General features: G+C 41.2%; 19 protein-coding genes and 2 pseudogenes. 14 read left to right on the forward strand and 7 right to left on the reverse strand.

From position 1 onward, the window contains the following. Positions 1-87: 87 nt before the first annotated feature. The 3 genes and pseudogenes from tgt to AC0L6R_RS13310 all read left to right on the forward strand — a co-directional run bounded on the left by tgt (position 88) and on the right by AC0L6R_RS13310 (position 3,202). Positions 88-1,217, forward strand: a pseudogene (gene tgt / locus AC0L6R_RS13300) (tRNA guanosine(34) transglycosylase Tgt). Positions 1,218-1,219: 2 nt separating this feature from the next. Then, the gene (locus AC0L6R_RS13305) at positions 1,220-2,293 is read left to right on the forward strand and encodes an LptF/LptG family permease (RefSeq protein ID WP_283414650.1); all 1,074 of its coding nucleotides are present in this window, start codon (positions 1,220-1,222) and stop codon (positions 2,291-2,293) included. After that, on the forward strand, positions 2,294-3,202 hold the full coding sequence (locus AC0L6R_RS13310) for a DMT family transporter (protein ID WP_283414649.1): 909 nt from the start codon (positions 2,294-2,296) through the stop codon (positions 3,200-3,202). A 261-nt stretch (positions 3,203-3,463) separates the two neighbouring features. Here the strand turns inward: AC0L6R_RS13310 and ispE are convergent, their stop codons facing one another. Next, positions 3,464-4,276, reverse strand: coding sequence for a 4-(cytidine 5'-diphospho)-2-C-methyl-D-erythritol kinase (gene ispE / locus AC0L6R_RS13315; RefSeq protein WP_473271620.1), 813 nt, complete (start codon positions 4,274-4,276; stop codon positions 3,464-3,466). Positions 4,277-4,808: 532 nt separating this feature from the next. Between ispE and ilvD the strand changes: the two genes are divergently transcribed. The 9 genes and pseudogenes from ilvD (at position 4,809) to leuB (ending at position 16,072) form a co-directional block, all read left to right on the forward strand. Continuing rightward, a complete protein-coding gene (gene ilvD / locus AC0L6R_RS13320; RefSeq protein ID WP_473271621.1) occupies positions 4,809-6,488 on the forward strand; it encodes a dihydroxy-acid dehydratase in 1,680 nt (559 codons plus the stop codon). A 4-nt stretch (positions 6,489-6,492) separates the two neighbouring features. After that, entirely contained in the window at positions 6,493-8,187 is a 1,695-nt protein-coding gene (gene ilvB, locus AC0L6R_RS13325) for a biosynthetic-type acetolactate synthase large subunit (RefSeq protein ID WP_283414646.1), read from the forward strand. An 11-nt stretch (positions 8,188-8,198) separates the two neighbouring features. Further along, positions 8,199-8,699 (forward strand): acetolactate synthase small subunit, encoded by a 501-nt coding sequence (gene ilvN, locus AC0L6R_RS13330; protein ID WP_283414645.1) that lies wholly within the window; start codon positions 8,199-8,201, stop codon positions 8,697-8,699. A 64-nt stretch (positions 8,700-8,763) separates the two neighbouring features. Continuing rightward, entirely contained in the window at positions 8,764-9,807 is a 1,044-nt protein-coding gene (gene ilvC, locus AC0L6R_RS13335; RefSeq protein ID WP_283414644.1) for a ketol-acid reductoisomerase, read from the forward strand. A gap of 19 nt (positions 9,808-9,826) precedes the next feature. After that, positions 9,827-11,336 (forward strand): annotated as a pseudogene (locus AC0L6R_RS13340) (2-isopropylmalate synthase). A gap of 2 nt (positions 11,337-11,338) precedes the next feature. Continuing rightward, a complete protein-coding gene (leuC, locus tag AC0L6R_RS13345; RefSeq protein ID WP_473271622.1) occupies positions 11,339-12,745 on the forward strand; it encodes a 3-isopropylmalate dehydratase large subunit in 1,407 nt (468 codons plus the stop codon). A 107-nt stretch (positions 12,746-12,852) separates the two neighbouring features. Beyond that, positions 12,853-13,443 carry a 3-isopropylmalate dehydratase small subunit gene (gene leuD / locus AC0L6R_RS13350; RefSeq protein ID WP_283414641.1) on the forward strand — a complete coding sequence of 197 codons (591 nt, stop codon included), beginning with the start codon at positions 12,853-12,855 and terminating at the stop codon, positions 13,441-13,443. A 6-nt stretch (positions 13,444-13,449) separates the two neighbouring features. Continuing rightward, complete coding sequence (locus AC0L6R_RS13355) at positions 13,450-15,036, forward strand: alpha-isopropylmalate synthase regulatory domain-containing protein (protein ID WP_473271623.1); 1,587 nt, start codon at positions 13,450-13,452, stop codon at positions 15,034-15,036. After that, positions 15,005-16,072 (forward strand): 3-isopropylmalate dehydrogenase, encoded by a 1,068-nt coding sequence (gene leuB, locus AC0L6R_RS13360; protein WP_283414639.1) that lies wholly within the window; start codon positions 15,005-15,007, stop codon positions 16,070-16,072. Before AC0L6R_RS13355 ends, leuB begins: the two co-directional genes overlap by 32 nt. Positions 16,073-16,484: 412 nt before the next feature. On the opposite strand, the gene AC0L6R_RS13365 is transcribed toward leuB, so the two are convergent. Next, positions 16,485-16,799 (reverse strand): DUF2442 domain-containing protein, encoded by a 315-nt coding sequence (locus AC0L6R_RS13365; RefSeq protein ID WP_473271624.1) that lies wholly within the window; start codon positions 16,797-16,799, stop codon positions 16,485-16,487. Between the two features lie 6 nt (positions 16,800-16,805). Continuing rightward, positions 16,806-17,054, reverse strand: a complete 249-nt coding sequence (locus tag AC0L6R_RS13370) for a DUF4160 domain-containing protein (RefSeq protein WP_283414637.1) — start codon at positions 17,052-17,054, stop codon at positions 16,806-16,808. A 159-nt stretch (positions 17,055-17,213) separates the two neighbouring features. Between AC0L6R_RS13370 and AC0L6R_RS13375 the strand changes: the two genes are divergently transcribed. Continuing rightward, on the forward strand, positions 17,214-18,416 hold the full coding sequence (locus AC0L6R_RS13375) for a CehA/McbA family metallohydrolase domain-containing protein (protein WP_473271625.1): 1,203 nt from the start codon (positions 17,214-17,216) through the stop codon (positions 18,414-18,416). A 456-nt stretch (positions 18,417-18,872) separates the two neighbouring features. Next, complete coding sequence (gene truA, locus AC0L6R_RS13380) at positions 18,873-19,658, forward strand: tRNA pseudouridine(38-40) synthase TruA (protein ID WP_473271626.1); 786 nt, start codon at positions 18,873-18,875, stop codon at positions 19,656-19,658. Between the two features lie 101 nt (positions 19,659-19,759). Here truA and AC0L6R_RS13385 read toward each other — a convergent pair whose 3' ends face one another. The 4 genes from AC0L6R_RS13385 to AC0L6R_RS13400 form a co-directional block, all read right to left on the reverse strand. Continuing rightward, entirely contained in the window at positions 19,760-20,254 is a 495-nt protein-coding gene (locus AC0L6R_RS13385) for a GNAT family N-acetyltransferase (protein WP_473271628.1), read from the reverse strand. A gap of 100 nt (positions 20,255-20,354) precedes the next feature. Further along, complete coding sequence (locus AC0L6R_RS13390) at positions 20,355-21,722, reverse strand: Gfo/Idh/MocA family protein (protein WP_473271630.1); 1,368 nt, start codon at positions 21,720-21,722, stop codon at positions 20,355-20,357. Positions 21,723-21,857: 135 nt separating this feature from the next. Then, positions 21,858-22,319 carry a hypothetical protein gene (locus AC0L6R_RS13395; protein WP_473271631.1) on the reverse strand — a complete coding sequence of 154 codons (462 nt, stop codon included), beginning with the start codon at positions 22,317-22,319 and terminating at the stop codon, positions 21,858-21,860. Positions 22,320-22,444: 125 nt separating this feature from the next. Then, positions 22,445-23,515, reverse strand: a complete 1,071-nt coding sequence (locus tag AC0L6R_RS13400) for an Ldh family oxidoreductase (RefSeq protein WP_473271632.1) — start codon at positions 23,513-23,515, stop codon at positions 22,445-22,447. Positions 23,516-23,566: the final 51 nt, after the last annotated feature.

Genomic DNA, 23,566 nt, shown 5'->3' on the forward strand with positions numbered 1-23,566 from the left:
TCAGCAAACCATTTAAGAATAAGCGTATATTTTTGTAGGCCGAATGAGACAATGTGTAGAATGTCTCAACAGCAACCCATTAGCGATATGAAGTTTACTTTAACCCACCAAGATTCCAAGAGTAAAGCCAGAGCAGGTGTAGTGAAAACTGACCACGGTGATATTCAGACACCGATTTTTATGCCTGTAGGTACTGCGGGTTCTGTGAAGGCAGTTCATCAGCGGGAATTGGATCAGGATATCAAGGCTCAAATTATCCTTGGAAATACCTATCATTTGTATTTGAGGCCTGGGCTTGATGTGCTGGAAAAAGCTGGAGGACTTCACAAATTCAATGGTTGGGAGAAACCTATCTTGACCGATAGTGGAGGATACCAGGTTTTTCTTTGTCAGGAACACGCAAAATTAAGGAAGATGGTGTGATGTTCAAGTCTCACATTGACGGTTCCAAACATCATTTCACTCCAGAGAATGTCATGGATATTCAGCGAACGATAGGAGCCGATATCATTATGGCATTTGACGAGTGTACTCCTTATCCCTGTGAATATGGCTATGCGAGGAATTCCATGGAGATGACACATCGCTGGTTGACTCGTTGTATCGATCGATTTGATGCTACAGAAGGAAAGTATGGTTACAACCAAACGCTGTTTCCGATTGTGCAAGGCTCAGTCTACAAGGATTTGCGCAAGCAAAGTGCGGAATTCATTGCTTCTACCAATCAGCAAGGGAATGCGATCGGTGGACTTTCTGTAGGAGAACCAGCCGAAATGATGTATGAAATGACCGAATTAGTCACTGATATTTTGCCGCAGGACAAGCCACGCTACTTGATGGGAGTGGGAACTCCCGCCAATATCCTGGAGTGCATTGCACTTGGGGTAGATATGTTTGACTGCGTAATGCCCACCCGAAATGCTCGAAATGGCATGCTATTCACCTCTGAGGGATTTATTAATATCCGAAATGAAAAGTGGAAGGAAGATTTTAGTGGAATTGATCCGGCTATTGGTGGATACGTGAGTACCTTCTATTCTAAAGCATATTTAAGGCATTTGACGATCAGCAAGGAGATCTTGGCGGCTCAAATAGCCAGTATTCATAACCTAAGTTTTTATCTTTGGCTGGTGGGCCAAGCTAGAGAACATATCCTAGCTGGTGATTTTGCCGTTTGGAAAGATCAAATGGTGAAGAAAGTGAGCACCAGACTCTAATTATGAAGCTACTCGACAAACTGATCATCAAGGATTTTCTCAAGACCTACTTTTTCGTAGTGGTAATGCTGGTCCTGGTGGTTTTGGTTTTGGATTTCACTGAAAAGAACGATACCTACATCAGGAATGAAGTTCCTTCCAGGGAGATTTTTAAATACATGATCAATTATGGGCTTTATTTGAATAACCTTCTGACCCCAATCACTGTATTTATTTCAGTTATTTTTATCACTTCCAAAATGGCTGGAAGAACGGAAATTATTGCAATACTGAGCAGTGGGGTTAGCTTTATTAGAATGCTTAGACCATTTCTCTTTGCCGCGACTATGATCGGTGGGGCTAGTTTTTTACTGAATGGCTGGGTGCTGCCAGGAGCTACTGCGGGAGTTACTGAGTTCCGCATCAATTATTTGGAAAAAGAGAAAACCACTTCAGAAGCAAATATCCACATTAAAGTAGGCGAAGAGTCATATGCGTATATCAGCCGATTTTACAACACTTCTTTGATAGGTTATTCTTTTACTTTGGAAACCATAAAAGATGGGGAGCTTTTGGCTAAACTCTCTGCAGATAATATCGAGTGGGACACTGCCAAGAATGTTTGGACAATAAATAATTGGAGGCTACGCAAACTTAAAGGTAGGATAGAAGAATATACAGTTGGCGAAGAACTCGACACGATGCTCTCTATCCGGCCTGAAGACTTTGACCTGCCACCTAATCATCATGAAACCTTGAAACTTCCCGAATTAGGAAAGCAGATTAAAGTGTTGGAAGCGCGAGGAGCGGATAATGTCGGCTTTTATAAAATCGAACGCTATGTCCGTTTTATGTCCCCATTTGCGGCTATTATTTTGACTTTTATTGGAGTGATTATGTCTGCAAAGAAAACCAGAGGTGGTTCTGGATTTCAGATTGCGATGGGTTTCCTATTAGCATTTATTTATATCATCCTTTTTATTCTCTCTAGGACATTTGCAGAAAACGGAGCTACTTACCCGATTTTTGCGGTTTGGCTCCCCAATATCCTTTTTGCTTTTACAGGTCTATTACTTTATAAAACTGTCCCTAGATAAATGAACGCAACGATCAAGGATTACTTGATGCTTCATTTGATAGTACTCATTTGGGGATTTACAGCTATTCTGGGATTGCTCATAAGCTTACCTGCGATTGAGCTGGTGTTTTATAGAACCTTGATCGCATCTATAGGAGTCGCTGGACTTTTCTTGCTGAGAAAGAAAAATCTGCTGATGCCATTACCTGATATGATCAAAGTCACTGGAGTTGGCTTTGTGATCGCAATGCACTGGATTTTGTTTTTCTGGTCAGCTCGAGTTTCTACAGCTTCAGTTTGTCTGGCAGGAATGGCAACAACATCACTTTGGACTGCATTCGTAGAGCCCTTATTCAATCGCACAAAAATCAAATGGTATGAAGTAGGGCTCGGTTTGATGGTGATTTCTGGGCTTTTGGTGATTTTCAGTTTCGAGACAGGTTATTGGCTTGGGTTAAGTATGGCGCTCGCTTCATCATTTTTGGCAGCAGTTTTCTCAGTCTTAAATGGAAAGCTAGCCCACAAGCACAATCCTTATCAGATAACCTTCTTTGAGATGGCGGGTGCTTGCTTATTTACGATACTCTTTATGCCGATTTATTCCAATTTCATGACTGAAGGAGGTTTGCAGCTTACTTGGGTAGGTTACGATTGGTTTTGGTTATTTATCCTTGGGGGGATTTGTACAGTCTATGCATTCTCAGTTTCGGTAGAATTGATGAAGCGACTTTCTGTCTTTTCAATCAATCTGACCATTAACTTAGAGCCTGTATACGGTATTATTCTGGCTGTATTGATTTTTGGGGAAAGCGAAAAAATGACTCCTCAATTTTATGTAGGAACGGCGATAATTCTGGTGTCGGTGCTTACTTATCCCGTATTGAATTACTTGAATAAAAGGAGGAAGCCAGTACGGCCGTTGGGGTGAATTATTCCTCGGGATCATCTATTCGCATTAAATAACCTCTAGGCCTTCATTCGCCATTGATATCACAATGTTTTGATGCGTAGCTTGATCAACGGAGATAAAATATAGCTGTTTCTTAAAGTCCTGAGTATTAAAATCAGGATTTGCTTTAGTTTGATTTTGCTTTTTAGCTTTTGAAAAAGCCTTATTGAAGTGCTTTATTTGATTAATAGAATTTAGTTTTTTAGTTGATTCGAAGTCGTAATTGCTTAGAATGCTAAGCTATACCAACTGGCTTTCAAATACGAAGAACTTATTGTCCCAATCAATTTGAGTTGGCTTTTCCTCAAATAAGCCAAACACAGAAGAACCTGAGCCGGACATTGCTGCGTAATAAGCTCCATTTTCATACAGTTTATCTTTTACCCTCGCGATTTCGGGATGATTGGGGAATATGCTCGCTTCAAAGTCATTTACAAGTTCATCTTTCCATCGTCTCTTATCAGCCAGAACTTCTCCGAGTTTCACTTTTGGCGCACTTGGAGTGACGCCAGCGTAAGCTTCTTTTGTGCCGATATGAATCCCGGGATTTATTAAAACCAAATGATTCCCTTTTAAATTTACCGCTATAGGTTCCAGAATTTCTCCTCTCCCAGTTGCAATTTTTGGTGTGTTTTCAATGAAAAACGCACAATCACTTCCAAGTTGAGCAGCATATTCCTCCAGGAAGAACTCATCAAGAATCAGATCAAATAGATTATTCATTAAGGTCAGTGCAAATGCTGCATCAGCAGAGCCTCCGCCTAATCCAGCTCCCATCGGGATATTTTTGTGCAGATGAATACTTAAGTGAGGAAGATTAGGGAAATCCTTCTTTAAAAGCCGGTAGGCCTTTAGAATAAGATTATCCTTTTTATCGCCGGGGATGTTGAGACCAGAGCTTTCAAAAGTTGTTTTCTTAATGTCAATAATCATTTCCAAGGCATCAAAAAGCGGAATTGGGATCATACAGGTCTCAATATCATGGTATCCATCTTTTCTTTTGGCGGTGATGTGAAGCCCTAGGTTAATCTTAGCGTTTGGAAATGAAATCATTGGAATTATGTTTGGTCAAAATTAGAATAAATTTCAGAGGGGAAAGACTTTTCCTTTATTGAGAATTCGGTAAAAAATTTAGCATTTATTGAAGTAATTATGATATATCATTTTTCTTATTAAAAAAAAGAGAATAACTTTTGATAAATATTGAAGAAATCGGAAATCAGTACAAAATTTTGAAAATCGAAATTTTCAACAAATCATTTGCTGAAATACAGGGGTAAAGTGAGGGTTTTGAAAATTTATATTTTGAAAAAATAAATTTTGCATACATTTTTCAACTGAGATAGATGAAAAATGTAAAATTAAATATTGTAAGTCTCAAAATTCGGTTTTAAGTTTGTCCTACACTTCAACATAGAGTTGGGGGAAGTCTCAAAAAATAGTATGTATAAAGTAGTCATTTTGCTAAGCGTCATTATTCTCATTAGATTTTAATGTGAGGCACTAGACTATTATTTATAATGAAATAAAAAACATCTAAAGTGCCTCACTAAGCTGAGGCACTTTTTTTTATACCCATTAAAATATGACCCTGAAAAAATACAGTTGGGAGATAAGTGACAATCCTGAGCATCCAGCAGGAATGGCAATGTTGTATGCCACTGGGATGAGTGATAAAAAGATGAAACAGCCTTTTGTAGGGGTGGCCAGTTGTGGCTATGAAAGTAACCCCTGCAATATGCATCTTAACGACTTTGCCGGTCTGATCAAGGAGTCTTCACAAGACCATGATCTGACCGGTTTAATTTTTAATACCATTGGGATTTCTGATGGAACTTCAATGGGGACGCTGGGAATGCGCTATTCCTTGGTCTCAAGGGAGATAATAGCGGATTCAATTGAGTCTTTTATTCTTGGGCACTCTTTTGATGGCTGTGTGGCTGTGGCAGGTTGCGACAAGAACATGCCAGGAGCCGTGATGGGAATGCTTCGTATAGACAGGCCCTCTATCATGGTTTACGGAGGTACGATAGCTTCAGGTAATTATAAAGGAGAAAAGCTGAATATCGTCTCGGCTTTCGAAGCTTTTGGTAAACGAGTAAATGGAAATATCTCTGACGAAGATTACGATGGCGTAATCCGAAATGCTTGCCCTGGTGCCGGTGCTTGTGGTGGGATGTACACAGCCAACACTATGTCTTCGGCAATAGAAGCATTGGGAATGTCTTTACCTTATTCTGCATCTAATCCGGCTAACTCTCCTGAGAAGCTTCAGGAATGCCGAGATGTCAATAAGTACATGAGAATACTTCTGGAGAAAGATATCAAACCAAGTGATATCGTTACTAGAAAAAGCATAGAGAATGCAGTGACTGTTGCTATAGCCTTAGGTGGAAGTACCAATGCTGTAATGCACATCATAGCGATCGCTAGAACAGCTGGGGTTGATTTTACCATAAATGACTTCAAAGCGATAAATGCAAAAACCCCAATGATCGGTGACTTCAAGCCATCCGGCAAATTCATGATGGAAGACCTGCATGAGCAAGGTGGAGTTCCGGCATTTATGAAATACATGTTGCAAAATGGATTTATCCATGGAGACTGTCTCACCGTGACAGGAAAAACTGTAGAAGAGAATTTAAAAGATATAGCACCGGTGACCGTTTCTATGGTGAATGTCATTCATCCATTGGAGACTCCTATAAAAGCAACTGGGCACCTTTGCATTTTGGATGGCAATTTGGCTCCAGAAGGAGCTGTCGCCAAAATTACAGGAAAAGAAGGAAGTTCGTTTACAGGTCCAGCTCATGTGTTTGACTCCGAGCAGGAAGCTAATGACGCCATCCGTGATCATAAAGTACAAAAAGGTGAAGTGCTTGTCATTAGAAATATAGGTCCAAAAGGTGGTCCGGGAATGCCGGAAATGTTGAAGCCTACTTCTATGATTATCGGTGCTGGGTTGGGTTCTGACGTGGCGTTGATTACCGACGGAAGGTTCTCAGGAGGCACGCACGGTTTTGTCGTTGGACATGTGACCCCAGAGGCATGGTCTGGTGGACCAATTGGACTCGTCCAAAATGGAGATATCATAACCATCGATGCTGATGCCTTAAAACTTTCAGTCGCAGTATCTGATGCAGAATTAGCAGAAAGAAAGAAATCCTGGAAACAGAAAGAAATGCCTGAATTACAGGGGACATTAAAGAAATACAACAAATTAGTATCTACCGCATCCGAAGGTTGCGTAACAGACAAATTCTAAGCCCATGAAGGATTCAATGATAAGAGGTGCTGACATCGTTGTCAGATCGCTCATTGCCGAGAATGCGGAAATAATCTTCGGGTATCCCGGAGGAGCAATAATGCCCGTATACGACGCATTGCATGATTATCACGACCAGTTAAGACATGTATTAACTCGCCATGAGCAGGGAGCAATCCATGCAGCTCAGGGGTATGCTCGTGTGTCTGGAAAAGTCGGCGTCTGTATTGCTACTTCTGGTCCTGGTGCCACGAATTTGATTACAGGTCTTGCGGATGCACAGATTGACAGCACTCCTTTGGTATGCATTACCGGGCAAGTTGCCTCACATCTTTTAGGAACTGATGCTTTTCAGGAGACAGATGTAGTCGGCATTTCAATGCCGGGTACCAAGTGGAATATCCAAGTCAGAAGAGTAGAAGATATCGCTCCTGCTATCGCAAAAGGATTTTATATCGCAAAATCTGGAAGGCCAGGGCCGGTTTTGATTGATATCACCAAAGATGCTCAGACGAATTTTGGGGATTTTAATTATGAGCCTTGCTTAGGTTTTAGATCTTACAGAACACATATTCCTATTGAAAAATCTGCAATTCAGGAAGCCGCTTTCTTGATCAATATGGCTAAGAGGCCCTATGTTCTTTTTGGACAGGGCGTGGTACTTGGCGGAGCCGAAACTGAATTGAAAGCATTTTTGGAAAAATCTGGTATTCCTGCTGCATGCACCTTATTAGGGTCGGGCGCCTTATCTGAAGATCATCCAAACTATGTGGGGAAACTTGGCATGCATGGAAACTACGCCCCAAACATGCTAACTAATCAGTGTGATATTTTGATCGCAGTGGGAATGAGATTTGATGACCGGGTGACCGGAGATCTAAAGCGGTACGCGAAGCAGGCTAAAGTGATCCACCTGGAACTTGATCCGGCAGAAATCAATAAAAATGTGAAATGTGAAGTTGCTGTATTAGGCAGCTGTAAGGATAGCTTGGCATTATTGACTGCCGCTGTGAATAAAAACACCTATCCGGATTGGATGGCAAAATTCAAAGAATTGTCAGATCAGGAGAAAGCAACAGTCATCGATCCTGATTTGACACCGACTAAACCTGGATTGACCATGGGTGAAGTAATTCATCAGGTTAATAAATACAAAGCTGATGATGCGATCCTAGTCACTGACGTAGGCCAGCACCAAATGATCTCTTGGAGATATTTCAATTACAAGAAACCGCGGACACAAGTGACTTCTGGTGGCTTAGGAACTATGGGGTTTGCCCTTCCAGCAGCTCTAGGAGCCCAGATGTATGATTTCTCCAGACAGGTAATCTGTGTAGTAGGAGATGGAGGTATCCAGATGACGATCCAGGAATTGGGTACCATTATGCAGACCAAGGCTCCAGTGAAGATTGTGTTACTTAACAATAATTTTCTTGGAATGGTAAGACAGTGGCAGCAAATGTTCTTTGACAAGCGCTACTCTTTTACCGAACTTGATAATCCTGATTTCATCAAAATAGCAGAGGCATATAATATTCAAGCGCAGAAAGTTTCCGTCAGGGATGATCTGCAAGAAGCTATAGAAGATATGCTGATTCACGATGGACCTTATTTCCTCGAAGTGGTAGTGGAAAAAGAAGACAATGTATTCCCCATGATTGCCACTGGCTGTTCAGTGGAAGAGGTTAGACTTAGCTAAACCAACCCTAAATGAAACGATATACCATATTCGTTATTACCGAAAATTTCATCGGTATTCTTAATCGCATCACCATTATTTTTACCCGTAGAGGTATCAATATCGATGCACTCACTGCTTCAGAGAGCCGCTTGGAAGGAATCCATCGGATCACCATCGAAGTCACCGCTTCTGAGGATACCGTGATACAGCTGGTCAATCAGATAGAAAAGATCATTGACGTGATCAAGGCTTTTTACCATGAAGATGAAAGCGTAGTCTATCAGGAAATAGCATTGTACAAAATCCCAGTGTCCAGACTGGATGCAGGACTGGAGAAAATCATCCGTCAGCACAATGCGAAAATCATTGCCGCAGAACCTGATTTTGTGGTATTGGAACTATCCGGCCACAAAGAGCAAACACAGGAGCTACTGGAAATTTTAAAAGGCTATGGTCTTCTGGAATTTGCTAGATCAGGCAGAGTAGCTGTTGCAAAGAGAATGCTCACGATTGACAGTTTTGTCAAATAATAATAAACCAATAAAAAGGCTTCCTCTGGAACCTATCAAACACTAGTAATAAATAAAAAAACAGATGAAATTAAAATTCGGCTCAACAGAAGAAAACGTAGTAACTAGGGAAGAATTTCCACTGGAAAAAGCAAGAGAAGTACTCAAAGACGAAGTGATCGCGGTATTAGGTTACGGTGTACAAGGTCCTGGTCAGGCACTTAACTTGAAAGACAACGGGTTCAACGTGATTGTAGGTCAGCGTAAAGGCTCCAAGACTTGGGATAAAGCTGTAGCTGATGGCTGGGTTCCTGGCGAAACACTTTTCGAACTGGAAGAAGCATGCGAGAAAGGTACTATCCTTCAGTTCCTACTTTCTGATGCAGGCCAGATCGCTCTTTGGCCAACAGTTAAAAAACACCTTACTCCTGGAAAGGCATTGTATTTCTCTCATGGCTTCGGTGTGACTTATAAAGAAAAAACAGGTATCGTTCCTCCAGCTGACGTAGATGTGATCTTGGTAGCTCCAAAAGGTTCTGGTACATCTTTGAGAAGAATGTTTGTAGAAGGTAGAGGATTGAACTCTTCTTATGCAATCTATCAGGATGGAACTGGTAAGGCAAAAGACCGGGTTGTAGCTCTAGGTATTGGCGTAGGATCTGGATATTTGTTCGAAACAGACTTCTATCGTGAAGTAACCTCTGATTTGACTGGCGAAAGAGGTACCTTGATGGGCGCTATCCAAGGTATATTTGCAGCTCAGTACGAAGTATTGAGATCAAATGGTCACACTCCTTCTGAAGCTTTCAACGAAACCGTGGAAGAATTGACCCAGTCATTGATGCCATTGGTCGCTGAAAACGGAATGGACTGGATGTATGCTAACTGCTCTACTACAGCTCAAAGAGGTGCTTTGGATTGGTGGAAGCCTTTCAGAGATGCTACTAAGCCGGTATTTGAAGAACTATACAACAGTGTAAAAACAGGTCAAGAGGCTCAGAAGTCTATTGACTCGAACTCTAAAGAAGATTACCGAGTGAAACTGGAAGCTGAATTGAAAGAATTGAGAGATTCTGAAATGTGGCAGGCAGGTGCTGTCGTCCGTCAGTTGAGACCAGAAAATAACTAATACAAAACCCCCAAGAATTATGAGTGAGAAGCTATGGATATTTGACACTACCCTGAGAGATGGGGAGCAAGTACCCGGGTGTCAGCTGAATACCCAGGAGAAAATTGTGGTAGCAAAAGCGCTGGAAGAACTAGGTGTAGATATTATCGAAGCCGGCTTTCCAATTTCAGAGTCCAGGAGATTTCAATTCTGTACTTGAGATTTCAAAGGCAGTTTCTAACCCGATTATCTGCGCCCTTTCCAGAGCTGTAGAAAAAGATATCGAAGTAGCGGCTCAATCCCTCAAATTCGCGAAGAAGGGTCGTATTCATACTGGAATCGGTGTTTCACCATATCATATTCAATATAAACTGCGCTCCACTCCCGAGGATATTATTGCTCGGGGTGTAGCTGCAGTGAAGTTTGCAAGACGGTTTGTAGATGACGTGGAATTTTATGCTGAAGATGCAGGTCGTGCAGACGCAGACTTTCTAAATAAGATTATTGAGGAAGTGATCAAGGCAGGAGCGACTGTGGTGAATATTCCTGATACTACAGGATATACCCTTCCAGAGCAATACGGTGCTATTATCGCTAGTTTGAAGAATAATGTGCCAAATATTGACAAAGCGATTATTGCTACCCATTGTCACAATGACCTTGGAATGGCTACGGCAAACACGGTGTCAGGCGTACAGCATGGGGCCCGTCAGGTCGAAGTCACTATCAATGGTATCGGAGAAAGAGCAGGAAATACCTCCCTGGAAGAAGTGGTTATGGCAATTAAATGTCATAAAACCATCGAGGTACATACTGATATCGTAACTCCAAGAATTTACAACACCAGTCGCCTGATTTCTAAATTGATGAATATGCCAGTACAGCCAAATAAGGCTATTGTTGGCAGAAATGCATTTGCACATTCATCAGGAATTCACCAGGATGGTGTATTGAAGCACAGAGAAAATTACGAAATCATTGATCCTAAAGATGTGGGTGTCGGTGAGTCAACAATTGTGTTGACAGCAAGATCCGGAAGAGCTGCTTTGAAGCACCATTTGGATGCTTTGGGTGTAGAATTGGAAGGTGAGGCACTTCGTGAAGTGTATGAAGAATTCTTGATTTTGGCTGATAGCAAGCGCGATATAGGCCGTAAAGACCTGATGGGCTTGGTTGGTAAGTTTGTGACTGATTCCAATTTTATTGAATTGGGTAAAGTTACTTATTCATCAAATGGCTCAATTCAAGCTCAGGTAGAAATGAAAATCGGAGACGAATCCCACACGTCTACTGCAAGCGGAAATGGTCCTGTAGATGCAGTTCTGAAGGCTATTGACAAAATCGCCAAGCCAGCCGTAGAATTAGAAGAATTCCTTATTCAGGCCATCACTCACGGCAGTGATGATGTGGCAAAAGTTCATATGAGATTAATCAAAGGAGACAAACCTTACTATGGTTTTGCCTCACATACAGACATCGTATTGGCTTCAGCTCAGGCCTTTGTAGATGCACTCAATAAAATCCCGGTCAAAGAATACGCGACCGCTTAATTATGGAAAAGACAACATTATTTGATAAAATCTGGGATGCTCACGTCGTGAAATCCGTTCCCTCTGGTCCAGATGTATTCTTCATCGATAAGCATTTTATCCATGAAGTAACTTCTCCAGTCGCTTTTCTAAACTTGGAAAAGCGTGGAATTGGAGTGAAAAACCCAAGCCGAACAGTAGCTACTCCAGATCACAACGTACCTACAGTCGATCAGGATAAAACAATTAAGGACAAGCTTTCACGCATGCAAGTAGAAAGACTTCGTGAGAACTGTGCCAAATACGGCATCGAACTACACGATTTGGGCTCTGCTCATCATGGGATTGTTCACGTGATTGGTCCAGAATTGGGTATCACGCAGCCAGGTATGACTATCGTGTGTGGTGATAGCCATACTTCTACTCACGGCGCTTTCGGAGCAATTGCCTTCGGGATCGGTACTTCTGAAGTAGAAATGGTTTTGGCGACGCAGTGTATTATGCAGTCTAAGGCTAAGAAAATGAGAATCACCATCGATGGCGTAGCTGGAGCAGGTGTAACTTCCAAAGACTTGATACTTTATGTAATTGCACAGATTTCGGCGGCAGGTGCTACTGGGTACTTCGTGGAATATGCTGGATCAGCGATCCAAAGTCTTTCCATGGAAGCTAGAATGACGGTTTGTAACATGTCTATCGAAATGGGAGCACGTGGAGGTTTGATCGCTCCTGATGAAACTACTTTCGAATACTTAAAAGGTAAAGAATACGCTCCAAAAGGCGAAGATTGGGACAAAGCTGTTGCTCACTGGAAAACTTTGAAAACAGACGAAGGTGCTGTTTTCGATAAGGAGTATCACTTCGATGCTGCGGATATCGAACCGATGATCACTTACGGTACCAATCCAGGTATGGGAATCAAAGTGAAGGGAAATATTCCTACCACTGAAGGCATGGAAGGAAGCAATAAATCTTCTTACCTGAAGTCCTTAGCTTACATGGGCTTCGAGCCAGGTGAAGCTATCAAGGGTAAAAAAGTTGACTTCGTATTCGTAGGGTCTTGTACCAATGGACGTATTGAAGATATCCGTTCTGTGGCGGCTTATGTAAAGGGTCACAAAAAAGCTGACAACATCACTGCTTGGATCGTTCCAGGATCTCGCGAAGTTGAGAAAATGGCACATGAAGAAGGTTTGGTTAAAATCTTGGAAGAAGCTGGATTCGAACTTCGTCAGCCGGGCTGTTCAGCTTGTCTAGCGATGAACGATGATAAGATTCCTTCTGGTAAATATGCAGTATCTACTTCCAATAGAAACTTCGAAGGCCGTCAGGGACCTGGAGCAAGAACAATGCTCGCATCTCCTTTGACCGTAGCAGCAGTAGCCATTGCCGGTGAAATCTGCGATCCAAGAGAAGTTTTTCAAAATTAAAAATACGAAGTCAGAAATGGGAAGTAAGAATTTGAATCGGTAAGTAAAGTTTATGAACGATCAAATTTTCCAATTTTCCAATTTTCCAATCTTTCAATTAAAATAAAATGGCTTACGATAAATTTACTGTTCTCACGAGCACTGCGGTTCCATTACCGACAGACAATGTGGATACAGATCAGATCATCCCAGCTCGATTCCTTAAGGCTACAGAGCGTGAAGGTTTCGGTGACAATCTTTTCCGTGACTGGAGATATGATGTAGAAGGCAATCCTAAAAAGGATTTTGTCCTGAACGACCCTACTTACAGCGGTAAAATCTTGGTTTCAGGAAGGAACTTCGGTTCTGGATCCAGCAGAGAACACGCCGTTTGGGCTATTTACGATTACGGCTTCAGATGTGTGGTTTCAAGCTTTTTCGCAGACATCTTCAAAAATAACTGTCTAAATATCGGTGTTTTGCCAGTGACAGTTTCCCCGGAATTTGCCGATAAATTACTGGAAACCATCACTGCAAATCCTGAAACTACGATTACTGTAGACATTCCTAGTCAGAAGATTACTTTGGACTCCACTGGAGAATCCGAATCTTTTGACATCAATGAATACAAAAAAGACAACATGCAAAATGGCTTTGACGATATCGACTATTTACTGAATATGTCAGATGAAATCGATGCTTTTGCTGCTAACAAATAAGTAAAAATGACCGCAGGGAAGCGCATTGAAATAATGGATACAACGCTGAGGGATGGTGAACAGACCTCAAGCGTTTCCTTCTTGCCTTCTGAAAAGCTGCAGATCGCTAAGCTTTTGCTGGATGAATTGAAGGTAGATCGAATAGAGGTTGCTTCAGCTAGAGTTTCAGAGGGGGAATTGGAAGGGGTGCAGAAAATCACTCACTGGGCAGCCGAGAAAGGCTATCTGGATCGAGTAGAAGTTTTAGGTTTTGTAGATACACCTGCTTCGGTGGATTGGCTGTTGAAGGCTGGTGCCAAAGTGATGAATCTACTTACTAAAGGTTCCCTTAATCACCTTGTGCATCAATTGAAAAAAACTCAGGAGGAGCATTTTGCTGATATTCAAAAGAGCATAGTATACGCTCAGGAAAATGGGATTGATGTAAATGTGTATCTGGAAGATTGGTCGAATGGTATGCGGAATTCTCAGGAATATACGCTGGATTTGATTGGATTTCTGACCACACTTCCCGTGAAGAGAATTATGCTCCCAGATACCTTGGGACTTCTTTCTCCGGAAGAGACAAAGGCATTTTTCATCCAAATCTCTACCAAATTCCCGAACGCTCATTTTGATTTCCATGCGCATAATGACTACGATCTTTCTGTAGCCAATGTCATGGAAGCCATCATGTACGGAGCTTCAGGAATTCATACCACAATCAATGGACTTGGAGAAAGAGCTGGAAATGCTCCTTTGGAGTCAGTGATTGCAGTGATCAAAGATTTCACTGATCTTCAGATCAATGTGCAGGAGCAGAAAATCTACCGTGTAAGTAAATTGGTAGAGCAGTTTTCCGGACAGCATATTCCAGCAAATAAGCCGGTGGTAGGAGAGAATGTCTTTACTCAGACTGCAGGAATACACGCCGACGGGGACAATAAAAAGAATCTCTATTTCAACGATTTGCTTCCTGAGCGATTTGGCCGTCAGCGGAAATATGCCCTAGGTAAAACTTCCGGCAAAGCTAATATCCTTAAGAATTTGGAGGAGTTGGGGATTTCTTTGGAAAAGGACGAGCTGACGAAAGTGACTCAGCGAATCATCGAACTTGGTGATAAAAAAGAGCGGGTGACTACGGAAGATCTGCCTTACATCATTTCCGATGTGTTGCAGAATAACTCCATTTCCAAAAATATTTTCATCGAAGGCTACCACATGACCCATTCTCAAGGGCTCAAGCCTTCTGTGCAACTTCGCTTAAACATTTACGGCAAATCCTATGACGCCCATGCATCTGGAGATGGACAGTATGATGCTTTTATGCGTGCAGTAAAAGAAATTTACAAATCCCGAAAAAGACAACTTCCTAAGTTGATCGATTACCACGTTTCGATTCCTCCAGGAGGCAAAACAGATGCTTTTGTGGAGACCGTTGTGACCTGGGATTATGGAAAAATATTTAAAACGAAAGGGCTAGATCCCGATCAAACAGTGGCTGCGATGATGGCCACAGAGAAAATGCTAAACATCGTCGAATCATTCAATCAAACACCAACGAAAGAAGAATCCAAGTTTTATGGAAATGAATATCGCGCTGTTGCCGGGTGACGGCATCGGACCTGAAGTAATCGACCAGGCTGTGAAAGTAGTGAAAGCTATTGGCCAGAAATTCGGACACAAAATCACTTTTACAGAAGCAGTAGTAGGAGCCGCAGCTATTGATGCGACTGGTGAACCTTATCCAGATTCAACCCACGAAATAGCTGCTGCCTCAGACGCAGTACTTTTCGGAGCTATCGGAGATCCGAAATACGATAATGACCCTAAAGCTAAGGTTCGTCCAGAACAAGGTTTGTTATTGATGCGTCAGAAATTGGGCTTATTTGCCAATGTTCGTCCTACATTCACCTTCCCTTCTTTGGTGCACAAATCTCCCTTGAAATTGGATCGTGTAGATGGTGTTGACTTTGTTTTCTTCAGAGAATTGACTGGCGGAATCTACTTCGGTGAGCCAAGAGGAAGAAATGAGCAAGGTACCAAGGCTTTTGATACCAATGTGTATAGCAAGCATGAGATTGTTCGCTTGGCGAGAATGGGTTTCGAAGCTGCGCAAAAAAGAAGAAAACTCCTGACTTGCGTGGATAAAGCAAATGTGATGGCTACTTCTAGACTTTGGAGAGAAACCGTACAAGAACTTGCTCCGGAATATCCAGATGTGAAAGTAGAATATGAATTCGTAGATGCAGTAGCGATGCGATTGATTCAGTGGCCAAAAGCTTATGATGTCTTGATCACTGAAAACTTGTTCGGAGATATCCTGACAGATGAGGCTTCAGTGATTTCAGGTTCTATGGGCTTAATGCCTTCTGCATCTTTGGGTACTTCTATCAAATTGTTCGAACCAATTCATGGTTCTTATCCACAAGCTGCTGGAAAAGATATTGCCAATCCTTTGGCAACAGTTCTATCAGCTGCGATGATGTTTGATTATGCTTTTGATTTGAAAGAAGAAGCGCAACTAATTTCTGATGTAGTCAATCTTTCACTTGATGAAGGATATGTAACCGAAGATATTGCTGATGGCGGTACATCCTACAAAACTTCTGAAGTTGGCGATTGGTTAGCAGCGAAGATTTTGGCTTAAGGTAAACCATATAGAATTGAGCTGTTCGAGATTTGTAAACTCGAATATTAGCAAAAAACCACCTCAGGAATGGGGTGGTTTTTTTATTCATTTCATCGATTGTGAGCAACCGAGAATTTATTTGACTTTTTTAATCCTTTTGTATTTGATATAAAACATCGATTCCAATTCTTAAACAGAAAAGTATAAAAATATTTGGTGAGCTATCTATTCTTTGGTTTTCTTAAAACCTAGAAACTCTTTCAAAAAAGCCTGCTCATTAAACGTTTGTTGTGACTTTTTTTCACTTCGAAATTTCATCCAAACCAATACTATAATTGTGAGGAGAAATATCATAAAAACTAAATATACCCAGTTAGGTACACCCTCTATTCGGTGTAATCTTCCCGCCCAACTTCGTCCGTAGCCCAAGTTATTTCTTATTATCTTTAATCAACTCATTCACTGAAATATCCTCATCAATCAAAGGCCAGTGAATGCCATATCCGGAAGGTGAGATCTTATACATGGAACGCTCCATGTCCGAGGCTACTAACAGTTTGTTGGATACATCCGCAATATCAAGGATGATTTCCCGCTCATCTACTGAGAGGATCATTTTATCATTGACGAAATTAATGTAAGAAATATGGTAGCTAACTTTCATGTGTTGATAATTGATTTTTATTGGCCACATAGAATACCCTATAAAATCATTCCCTTGCGTGAGAACTTTTTTCTGGGGCATTTCATATTATTTATTGAAATAAGAATTCCAAGAGTCTACAATCAAATCAAAGTTCTTGAAAATTATCTTACGAATCTCTTTTCTCCCTGAAGTACTCAAATTATACGAAAAAGCTTCCTTAATGTCTACTTCCTCGGTAAAAATCCAAAATTTACATTCCATGTCAGCTTTCTGTGCATGAATGTGGATTGGCTCAGAACCTTCATTTGAATAAAAGAAAAGTCTCCATCCTGAAATGTAAAGTACGGTTGGCATTACCTAATTTATCAAATAGTGAGGTAATTAAATATACCAGATTGCATTTTATGGAGTTGGAACTGCCACTCAGACACTAAATTCTTGCTAAATCCTTAATCAAAATCTAACACTTGAGAACTTTGGGTTGCTTATCTTAAGATTCTAAACCCCAATCTGATGAAACGCTGCTATTCCATTTTTACTCTTTCCTTATTTTTCTTGATTTCCTGCACTTCTCAAGAAAAGACTGTATCCACCAAACAATGGTACAAAGGCAATCTTCATACGCATTCTTATTGGTCCGATGGGGATGATTATCCTGAGATGATCATGGATTGGTATAAATCACACGACTATGATTTTGTGGTTTTATCGGATCATAACACGCTGGCGGAAGGTGAAAAATGGAAGTTACTTCCGAAATCCCCTTCTCATGAAATGGGCTTTCAGAAATACTTGGATAAGTATGGAGATGAAGTTCAATATCGTGAGGATTCAGCAGGTAGGATAGAAGTCAAGTTAAAAACCCTAGCAGAATACGCGCCTATGTTTGAGGAAGAAGGAAAATTCCTAATCATTCAATCGCAGGAGTTAACTGAGAGTTTTGAGAGTAAACCACTTCATATGAATGTGACGAACATTCAGAAACTAATACCTGCAGAAGGAGGGAATTCTATTCCTGAGATTATGCAAAATGGTTTGGATCGCGTGAAAGCACAGCGGGATTCTACAGGAGTGCCAATGTTTTTACATATCAATCATCCGAATTTTATCTGGGCGATTACCCCAGAAGATATCATAGCATTGAATGGTGAGCGTTTTTTTGAAGTATATAATGGTCATCCGCAGGTCAATAATTACGGTGATTCCTTGAGGCCAAGTATGGAAGTGCTTTGGGACAAAGTTCAAGCAGCCTATCTGGAAGCGGGGAAGCCATTGCTTTATGGTTTGGCTGTAGATGATGCGCATAATTATCATGTTTTTGATCAAAATAGTAGCAATCCAGGTAGAGGATGGGTAATGGTTTTGTCTGAAAGCTTAGACCCGGCATCTTTGGTTGAAGCTATGGAGCGTGGGGATTTCTATTCAAGTACGGGTGTAACCTTGGAATCAATAGACTTCAGTGGAAAAAGGCTAAATGTCGAAGTGAAGGCGGAGGAAGGTGTATCCTATGAAATCCAATTCTTTGGCACCAAAAAATCTTCACCAGAAGAAAGCGGAATATTATTGAGCGAAATAAGCGGAACTTCAGGATCGTATACTTTGGAATCAGATGATATGTATGTTCGAGCTAAAATCATTTCCTCCAAACCCAAAGAAAATCCTTATCAGATTGGTGATACAGAAACGGCCTGGACACAGCCAGTTAAGACAAGATGAAGTTATGAATTAATGAATACTAAAATAATTGGTTGGTTTTACGTGACAATTGGAATATTTTCCTTTTGGTTATACAGGAATATGTGGGTAGGGTTATCTTACTTCTTTGATAAGTCAGCAGATTTATCCAGTAATATATTTTCCTCAAACATCTTTTTCGGTCAATTATTTTTCTACACAAGTTTATCAACCCTAATAATTATTTTTGGAATTATAAAAATCAAAGAGGGTAAAGTAAGGACGCTTAATCTAGTAATTATATTTGTGATAGGCTTTTGGTTCCTTCTTGAGATACCTATGTATAAATGTGATTTTTATGGAATACCTCATTCATTTTGGCATTCCCAAAAATTCCATTTTCACTAAAGAGGACACTTTGAACTAAAAATATAATGAATTGATGGTTTGATCTAAATTCCCTTAATTTCAAACTTCAAATCACAAATCGTTATTTCATTGCAATCCCGACCACATTTCTATCTTTTTTCCATTTCCTATTTCGGTGCTCGATACAAGGGTTGGGCTCCTCAGCCCAATCAGGCTACGGTGCAGCGGAGATTGGAGCGAGTGATTAGACATGTGTTGGGACATGAGGATTTTTCTTTGATTGGATCAAGCAGAACAGACTCTGGAGTTTCCTGTGTTGGAGGGTATGTTCAGATTTTCCTTCGGGAAAAAGTTGAAATGAGTTCACTCTTGCCCGATTTGAATGAACACTTGCCTCAGGATATTCAGCTGAATTCCGTGCAGGAGGTTACCACCAATTTTAATTTGATCCAATCCGTAAAGCAGAAAACTTACCGCTATTATTTTTCTAACTCAATAGATTTCCATCCTTTCGCTTCGGCTTTTCTAGTCAATATAAAGGAGAATTTGAATTGGGAAGCGATGAAAGAAGCTTGTCAATTATTTAAAGGGAAGCATGATTTTAAAGGCTTTTGCAAACCTTCAGAAAACAAAACTGACTATGTCCGAGAAGTTCTTTCTTCTGGGATTTACACTTCCAATGAATTTCTAGGACAGTTTTTTCCGCAGGATATTTATTACTTCGAGATCACTGGTTCTGGTTTTCTTCATCATCAAGTGCGTATGATGATGTCTGCTGTTTGGCAGATAGGAAAGGGTGAAATGGATTTGTCGGAAATTGAAACTCGATTCGAGACTTCGGATAAATTTGAAAAGCTTCCACCAGCTCCAGCCAATGGGCTGGTCCTTTGGGAGACTATTTTGAATAACCTTTGAGGTGTCATTTCGAAGGAGGAACGACTGAGAAATCTCCTCTAAAACTTTAAATTTTTATTTTAAACCTTTAAGGTCAAAAAAAGACCTCAAAGGTTAGATCCTCAAAGTTTCAATTCAAACACATAATCATCCATTACATAGCCATTTCCAATGTCTATCACTTCCTCTTTGATGTTTACAAAACCCAAGTATTCGTAAAATTCAATGGCTCCCGTATTATACTTATTCACATTTAACAGTAGACTGCTTTGCTCATTTTCTAAGGCAATCTTTTTAATAGCCTGAATTAATTTTTTGCCAATACCTTTTCCTTGAGCTGTGGGAAGAATATATATCTTGTGGATTTTGGTTTGACCTGGCTTTAGATTGGGTTGAATTCCCGTAAACCCTAATTCTACTCCATCTTCATAGGCAAGCAAAAAAATATGACCGTTCTCAAATTGCTCTTCGAGATGGGGTATATCATAAAACCAATTTAGCATGTAATCGATTTGGGCTGGGCTAAGAATTTCTCCAAAAGTGTCTGGCCAAGTCCTGTAGGCAATAGATTGAACTAGTTTTAAATCTTCTTTGGATGCGGGTCTTATTTGAATCATAGATCTTGACAATGAAAATTCAATTTATCCCGATTGTATTAAAAAATAGAAACCGAGCGCCTTTTTGTGAGACTCGGTTTCCATTTATTAGTTATAAGTATTAGATTTTATTTGGTTCCGGGTGAATGTACCCATCTCTATAAGGTCTTCTCAAAAGTGCCGTGGCTTCTTCATCTCCTTCAACCTTCATCGTTTTAGGATTGTAGCGAAGTGGTCTTCCATTTAGTTCCATAGACATATTTGCCAAAATGCAGGAAGCGGTAGAAATATGACCTTCCAAAACGTCTGCAACAGGCAAAGTGTCACTTTCTATGGCCTTTAGCCAGTCTCTCATTTGCTCACGCGTAGCAGGTGCAGCGTGAACTTCATTGTCTTTTTCGGTGACATCTTCTGGATATTGCTCCTTTTCCAATACCACCGGGTAATGGATTTGCTCACCATTATTTCGCCCTTCCGGATAAAAATCCGCTCGCATAGGACTGCCAGCGAGCATTCCATTTTCCCCGTATATTTTAAAAGCCCAAGGATAATCCTTATCCACTGGATTGCCCCAAGTTCTGTGCTGCCAGACTACATTCAATTCATCAAACTCAAAAAGCGCAGTTTGGGTATCTGAAATATTAGCCACGCTATCTTTCTGCACATAGATCCCGCCCGTAGAAGTCACTTGTACAGGCCACCCCAAATCCAACATCCACCGAACTGTATCTAGCATGTGTACGCACATGTCGCCCACTATTCCGTTTCCATATTCCATAAATGCCCTCCAGCCACGATGCAAAATACCTCGATAAGGTAGCATTGGGGCTGGTCCGGCCCATAGGTCATAATTCAGATTTTCAGGAACAGGCATCACGGGAGGATTGCTGTTGTTTCGCATATGATAATAGCAGCAAACCTCAGCATGGGAAATCTTTCCTAATTTTCCAGAGTCAATAATTTCTTTTTTCGCTTGTACCAAATGTGGAGTACTTCTGCGTTGAGTTCCAATTTGCACTTTGCGATCGTATTTTCTGGCAGCGGCCAAAATAGCTTCTCCTTCAATTACATCCACTGAAATCGGTTTTTGTAAATAAACATGTGCTCCGCTTTTCAATGCATCAATTGCGATCAGCGCATGCCAGTGATCAGGAGTACCAACCAGTACATATTCAGGTTTTTCTTTTGCTAAAAGTTCTTTATAATCTTCATAAAGTGCTGGGACTTTCCCGGACTTTTGTCGGGTGGATACTAATCTCCCTGCTTCTGCTAGTTGAATGCTATCGACATCACATAGCCCAACCACTTCCACGTCTGCCACTTGAATCAATCGAAAAAGATCAGATTTGCCATACCACCCGGTGCCTATTAGGGCTACTTGCAATGGACCTTTCCTGTCTTTGAAGTCCATGCCAAGCAAGCCGAAACTAGCCAAGGACATCAGGGCAGTACTGCCTTTTAGAAATTCTCTTCGATTTAGGGGGTTCATAGGTTATGGGTGTGAATAAGCTTCAATTTACGAATTGCTTAAGTATTGGCAAGTTGAATATGTGTTTGAGGAAATTTGAATAGAAATAATGTCTTAGTAAATATCAAGACGCAGGTTAATATGAGAAATGAAAAGTTATTTGGCAACCCAATCCAGCTGCCTGCCTTCTTCCTTTGCCTGATTGTCTTTAGATGTGCCTACAGCTATACCAATTGCCATCCCAATGGGAAGTCCTATTCCCAATAAAGCCATGTTTCCCATGGTGGTTCCAAACACAACACCAATTGGAATTCCAAACGCAGCCATTCCTAAGACTAGCCATTGGAGTTGATAGTGATTTTGCGGGACAAGTTTCAGTTCTAAATCTAGGACTTTGATGATACCTGCTTGAGCTGCTTTTAATTGCTTCAGCAATTCTGGATCTGGTCCAGAGAAGTTATTAGCTCCAGCGATGATTTCGTTGATTTTCTGTTGCTGAGCCTGAGGAATTCCCTTTTTCTCAATTGCAGTAATGAGCGAACTCAGGTTACTTGCAGCTTTGGCAAGCTTAGGATTTTGTTCGAATGAGGGTCGGGGACTGAGGGGAGTGATGGGCATGAGATAAAGTTAAAAAAAGATAGTTTAAATAATCGTATGTTTATCACTTCCTATCTCCAATCTCTTTTCAGGTAATCTCTACGGACTTAAAACATCGGTCACTTGACATCCAACACCCCACATCCTTAAAACTTCACACCAAATCGCTCTCCCAATTCAGTCAAATCCTTTACCACAGGATCAAGCAAAGGAATTCCATCTTTCATACGAATAGCTTCTAATTCCCGCTCAGGATCACCTGGGATCAATACCTTCTCATTGCCAGGTGTAGGTTTAGCCGCTCTGAATCTAGTGATCCAATTATCCATGTGTGCTTTGAACTCGTCTGCAGGGCGGAATGCATCTACGCGCATTGCACCGAAGAAATGGCCAATTCCTTCTCCGACCGGATTAGGGTCTGGCTCGAGGAATGCGACAAAAGGAGGAACCCAAGGACCGTAATTGGCACCTGAAAGTACTGCCGAGAAAATGTCCACAACTGACCCTAATGCATATCCTTTGTGAGAACCATGTTCCCGGTCGCCTCCAAGAGGTAGTAGCGCTCCACCGTCTTTTACACCATTGGCGGAAGTAGTTGGATTTCCCTCTTTGTCTTGAACCCAGCCAGTAGGCGTGTCCATTCCTTTGCGTTGTAAGATTTCTAATTTCCCATTAGCTGCAGTGGTTGTCGCCAAATCTGCCACAAAAGGAGGCTGGTTTTTAGCAGGGATCGCAACTGCTATGGGATTCGTCCCGAGAAGTCTCTCCTGTGAAAAAGTCGGAGCAACCAGTGGACTTGCATTCGTCAGGGAAATCCCAATCATGTCATGATCCAAAGCCTTCATAGCATGGTAACCTGCGATTCCGTAGTGATTTGAATTCTTCACAGAGACCCAACCTGTTCCGGCAATCTTAGCTTTTTCAATAGCAACTTTCATTGCAAATGGAGCTACAACCAAGCCCAATCCACCGTCTCCATCAACGACAGCAGTGGAAGGTGTTTCGTGAACGACACGCACATTTGGCGTAGCATTGATTCTTCCTTTCTCCCACAAACGCACATATCCAGAAAGTCTAGCTACGCCATGACTATCCACACCACGCAGATCTGCAGACAGTAATACATCCGCTGCAGTTTTAGCTTGGTCTTCTGGACAGCCTATTTTAGTTAGCATGCCTAGCGTAAAAGCGTGAAGTTGTTCGAAGGAATAGGTCATAGGAATAGTGGATTAATCTGATGAAAAACTACCAGCCAAATATAAGAAATG

The sequence above is a fragment of the Algoriphagus sp. 10J20-15 genome (genome assembly GCF_055809615.1).

What these genes read in the sequence shown, in the direction of transcription:
- ispE (WP_473271620.1), bottom strand. Translation starts at nt 4,276, where the DNA reads ATGATTTCATTTCCAAACGCTAAGATTAACCTAGGGCTTCACATCACC.
- AC0L6R_RS13390 (WP_473271630.1), bottom strand. Translation starts at nt 21,722, where the DNA reads ATGAACCCCCTAAATCGAAGAGAATTTCTAAAAGGCAGTACTGCCCTG.
- AC0L6R_RS13365 (WP_473271624.1), bottom strand. Translation starts at nt 16,799, where the DNA reads ATGCCCCAGAAAAAAGTTCTCACGCAAGGGAATGATTTTATAGGGTAT.
- AC0L6R_RS13355 (WP_473271623.1), top strand. Translation starts at nt 13,450, where the DNA reads ATGACCGCAGGGAAGCGCATTGAAATAATGGATACAACGCTGAGGGAT.
- AC0L6R_RS13385 (WP_473271628.1), bottom strand. Translation starts at nt 20,254, where the DNA reads ATGATTCAAATAAGACCCGCATCCAAAGAAGATTTAAAACTAGTTCAA.
- AC0L6R_RS13370 (WP_283414637.1), bottom strand. Translation starts at nt 17,054, where the DNA reads ATGCCAACCGTACTTTACATTTCAGGATGGAGACTTTTCTTTTATTCA.
- AC0L6R_RS13305 (WP_283414650.1), top strand. Translation starts at nt 1,220, where the DNA reads ATGAAGCTACTCGACAAACTGATCATCAAGGATTTTCTCAAGACCTAC.
- AC0L6R_RS13375 (WP_473271625.1), top strand. Translation starts at nt 17,214, where the DNA reads ATGAAACGCTGCTATTCCATTTTTACTCTTTCCTTATTTTTCTTGATT.
- leuB (WP_283414639.1), top strand. Translation starts at nt 15,005, where the DNA reads ATGGAAATGAATATCGCGCTGTTGCCGGGTGACGGCATCGGACCTGAA.
- ilvN (WP_283414645.1), top strand. Translation starts at nt 8,199, where the DNA reads ATGAAACGATATACCATATTCGTTATTACCGAAAATTTCATCGGTATT.
- AC0L6R_RS13310 (WP_283414649.1), top strand. Translation starts at nt 2,294, where the DNA reads ATGAACGCAACGATCAAGGATTACTTGATGCTTCATTTGATAGTACTC.
- ilvD (WP_473271621.1), top strand. Translation starts at nt 4,809, where the DNA reads ATGACCCTGAAAAAATACAGTTGGGAGATAAGTGACAATCCTGAGCAT.
- ilvC (WP_283414644.1), top strand. Translation starts at nt 8,764, where the DNA reads ATGAAATTAAAATTCGGCTCAACAGAAGAAAACGTAGTAACTAGGGAA.
- AC0L6R_RS13395 (WP_473271631.1), bottom strand. Translation starts at nt 22,319, where the DNA reads ATGCCCATCACTCCCCTCAGTCCCCGACCCTCATTCGAACAAAATCCT.
- ilvB (WP_283414646.1), top strand. Translation starts at nt 6,493, where the DNA reads ATGAAGGATTCAATGATAAGAGGTGCTGACATCGTTGTCAGATCGCTC.
- AC0L6R_RS13400 (WP_473271632.1), bottom strand. Translation starts at nt 23,515, where the DNA reads ATGACCTATTCCTTCGAACAACTTCACGCTTTTACGCTAGGCATGCTA.
- leuD (WP_283414641.1), top strand. Translation starts at nt 12,853, where the DNA reads ATGGCTTACGATAAATTTACTGTTCTCACGAGCACTGCGGTTCCATTA.
- leuC (WP_473271622.1), top strand. Translation starts at nt 11,339, where the DNA reads ATGGAAAAGACAACATTATTTGATAAAATCTGGGATGCTCACGTCGTG.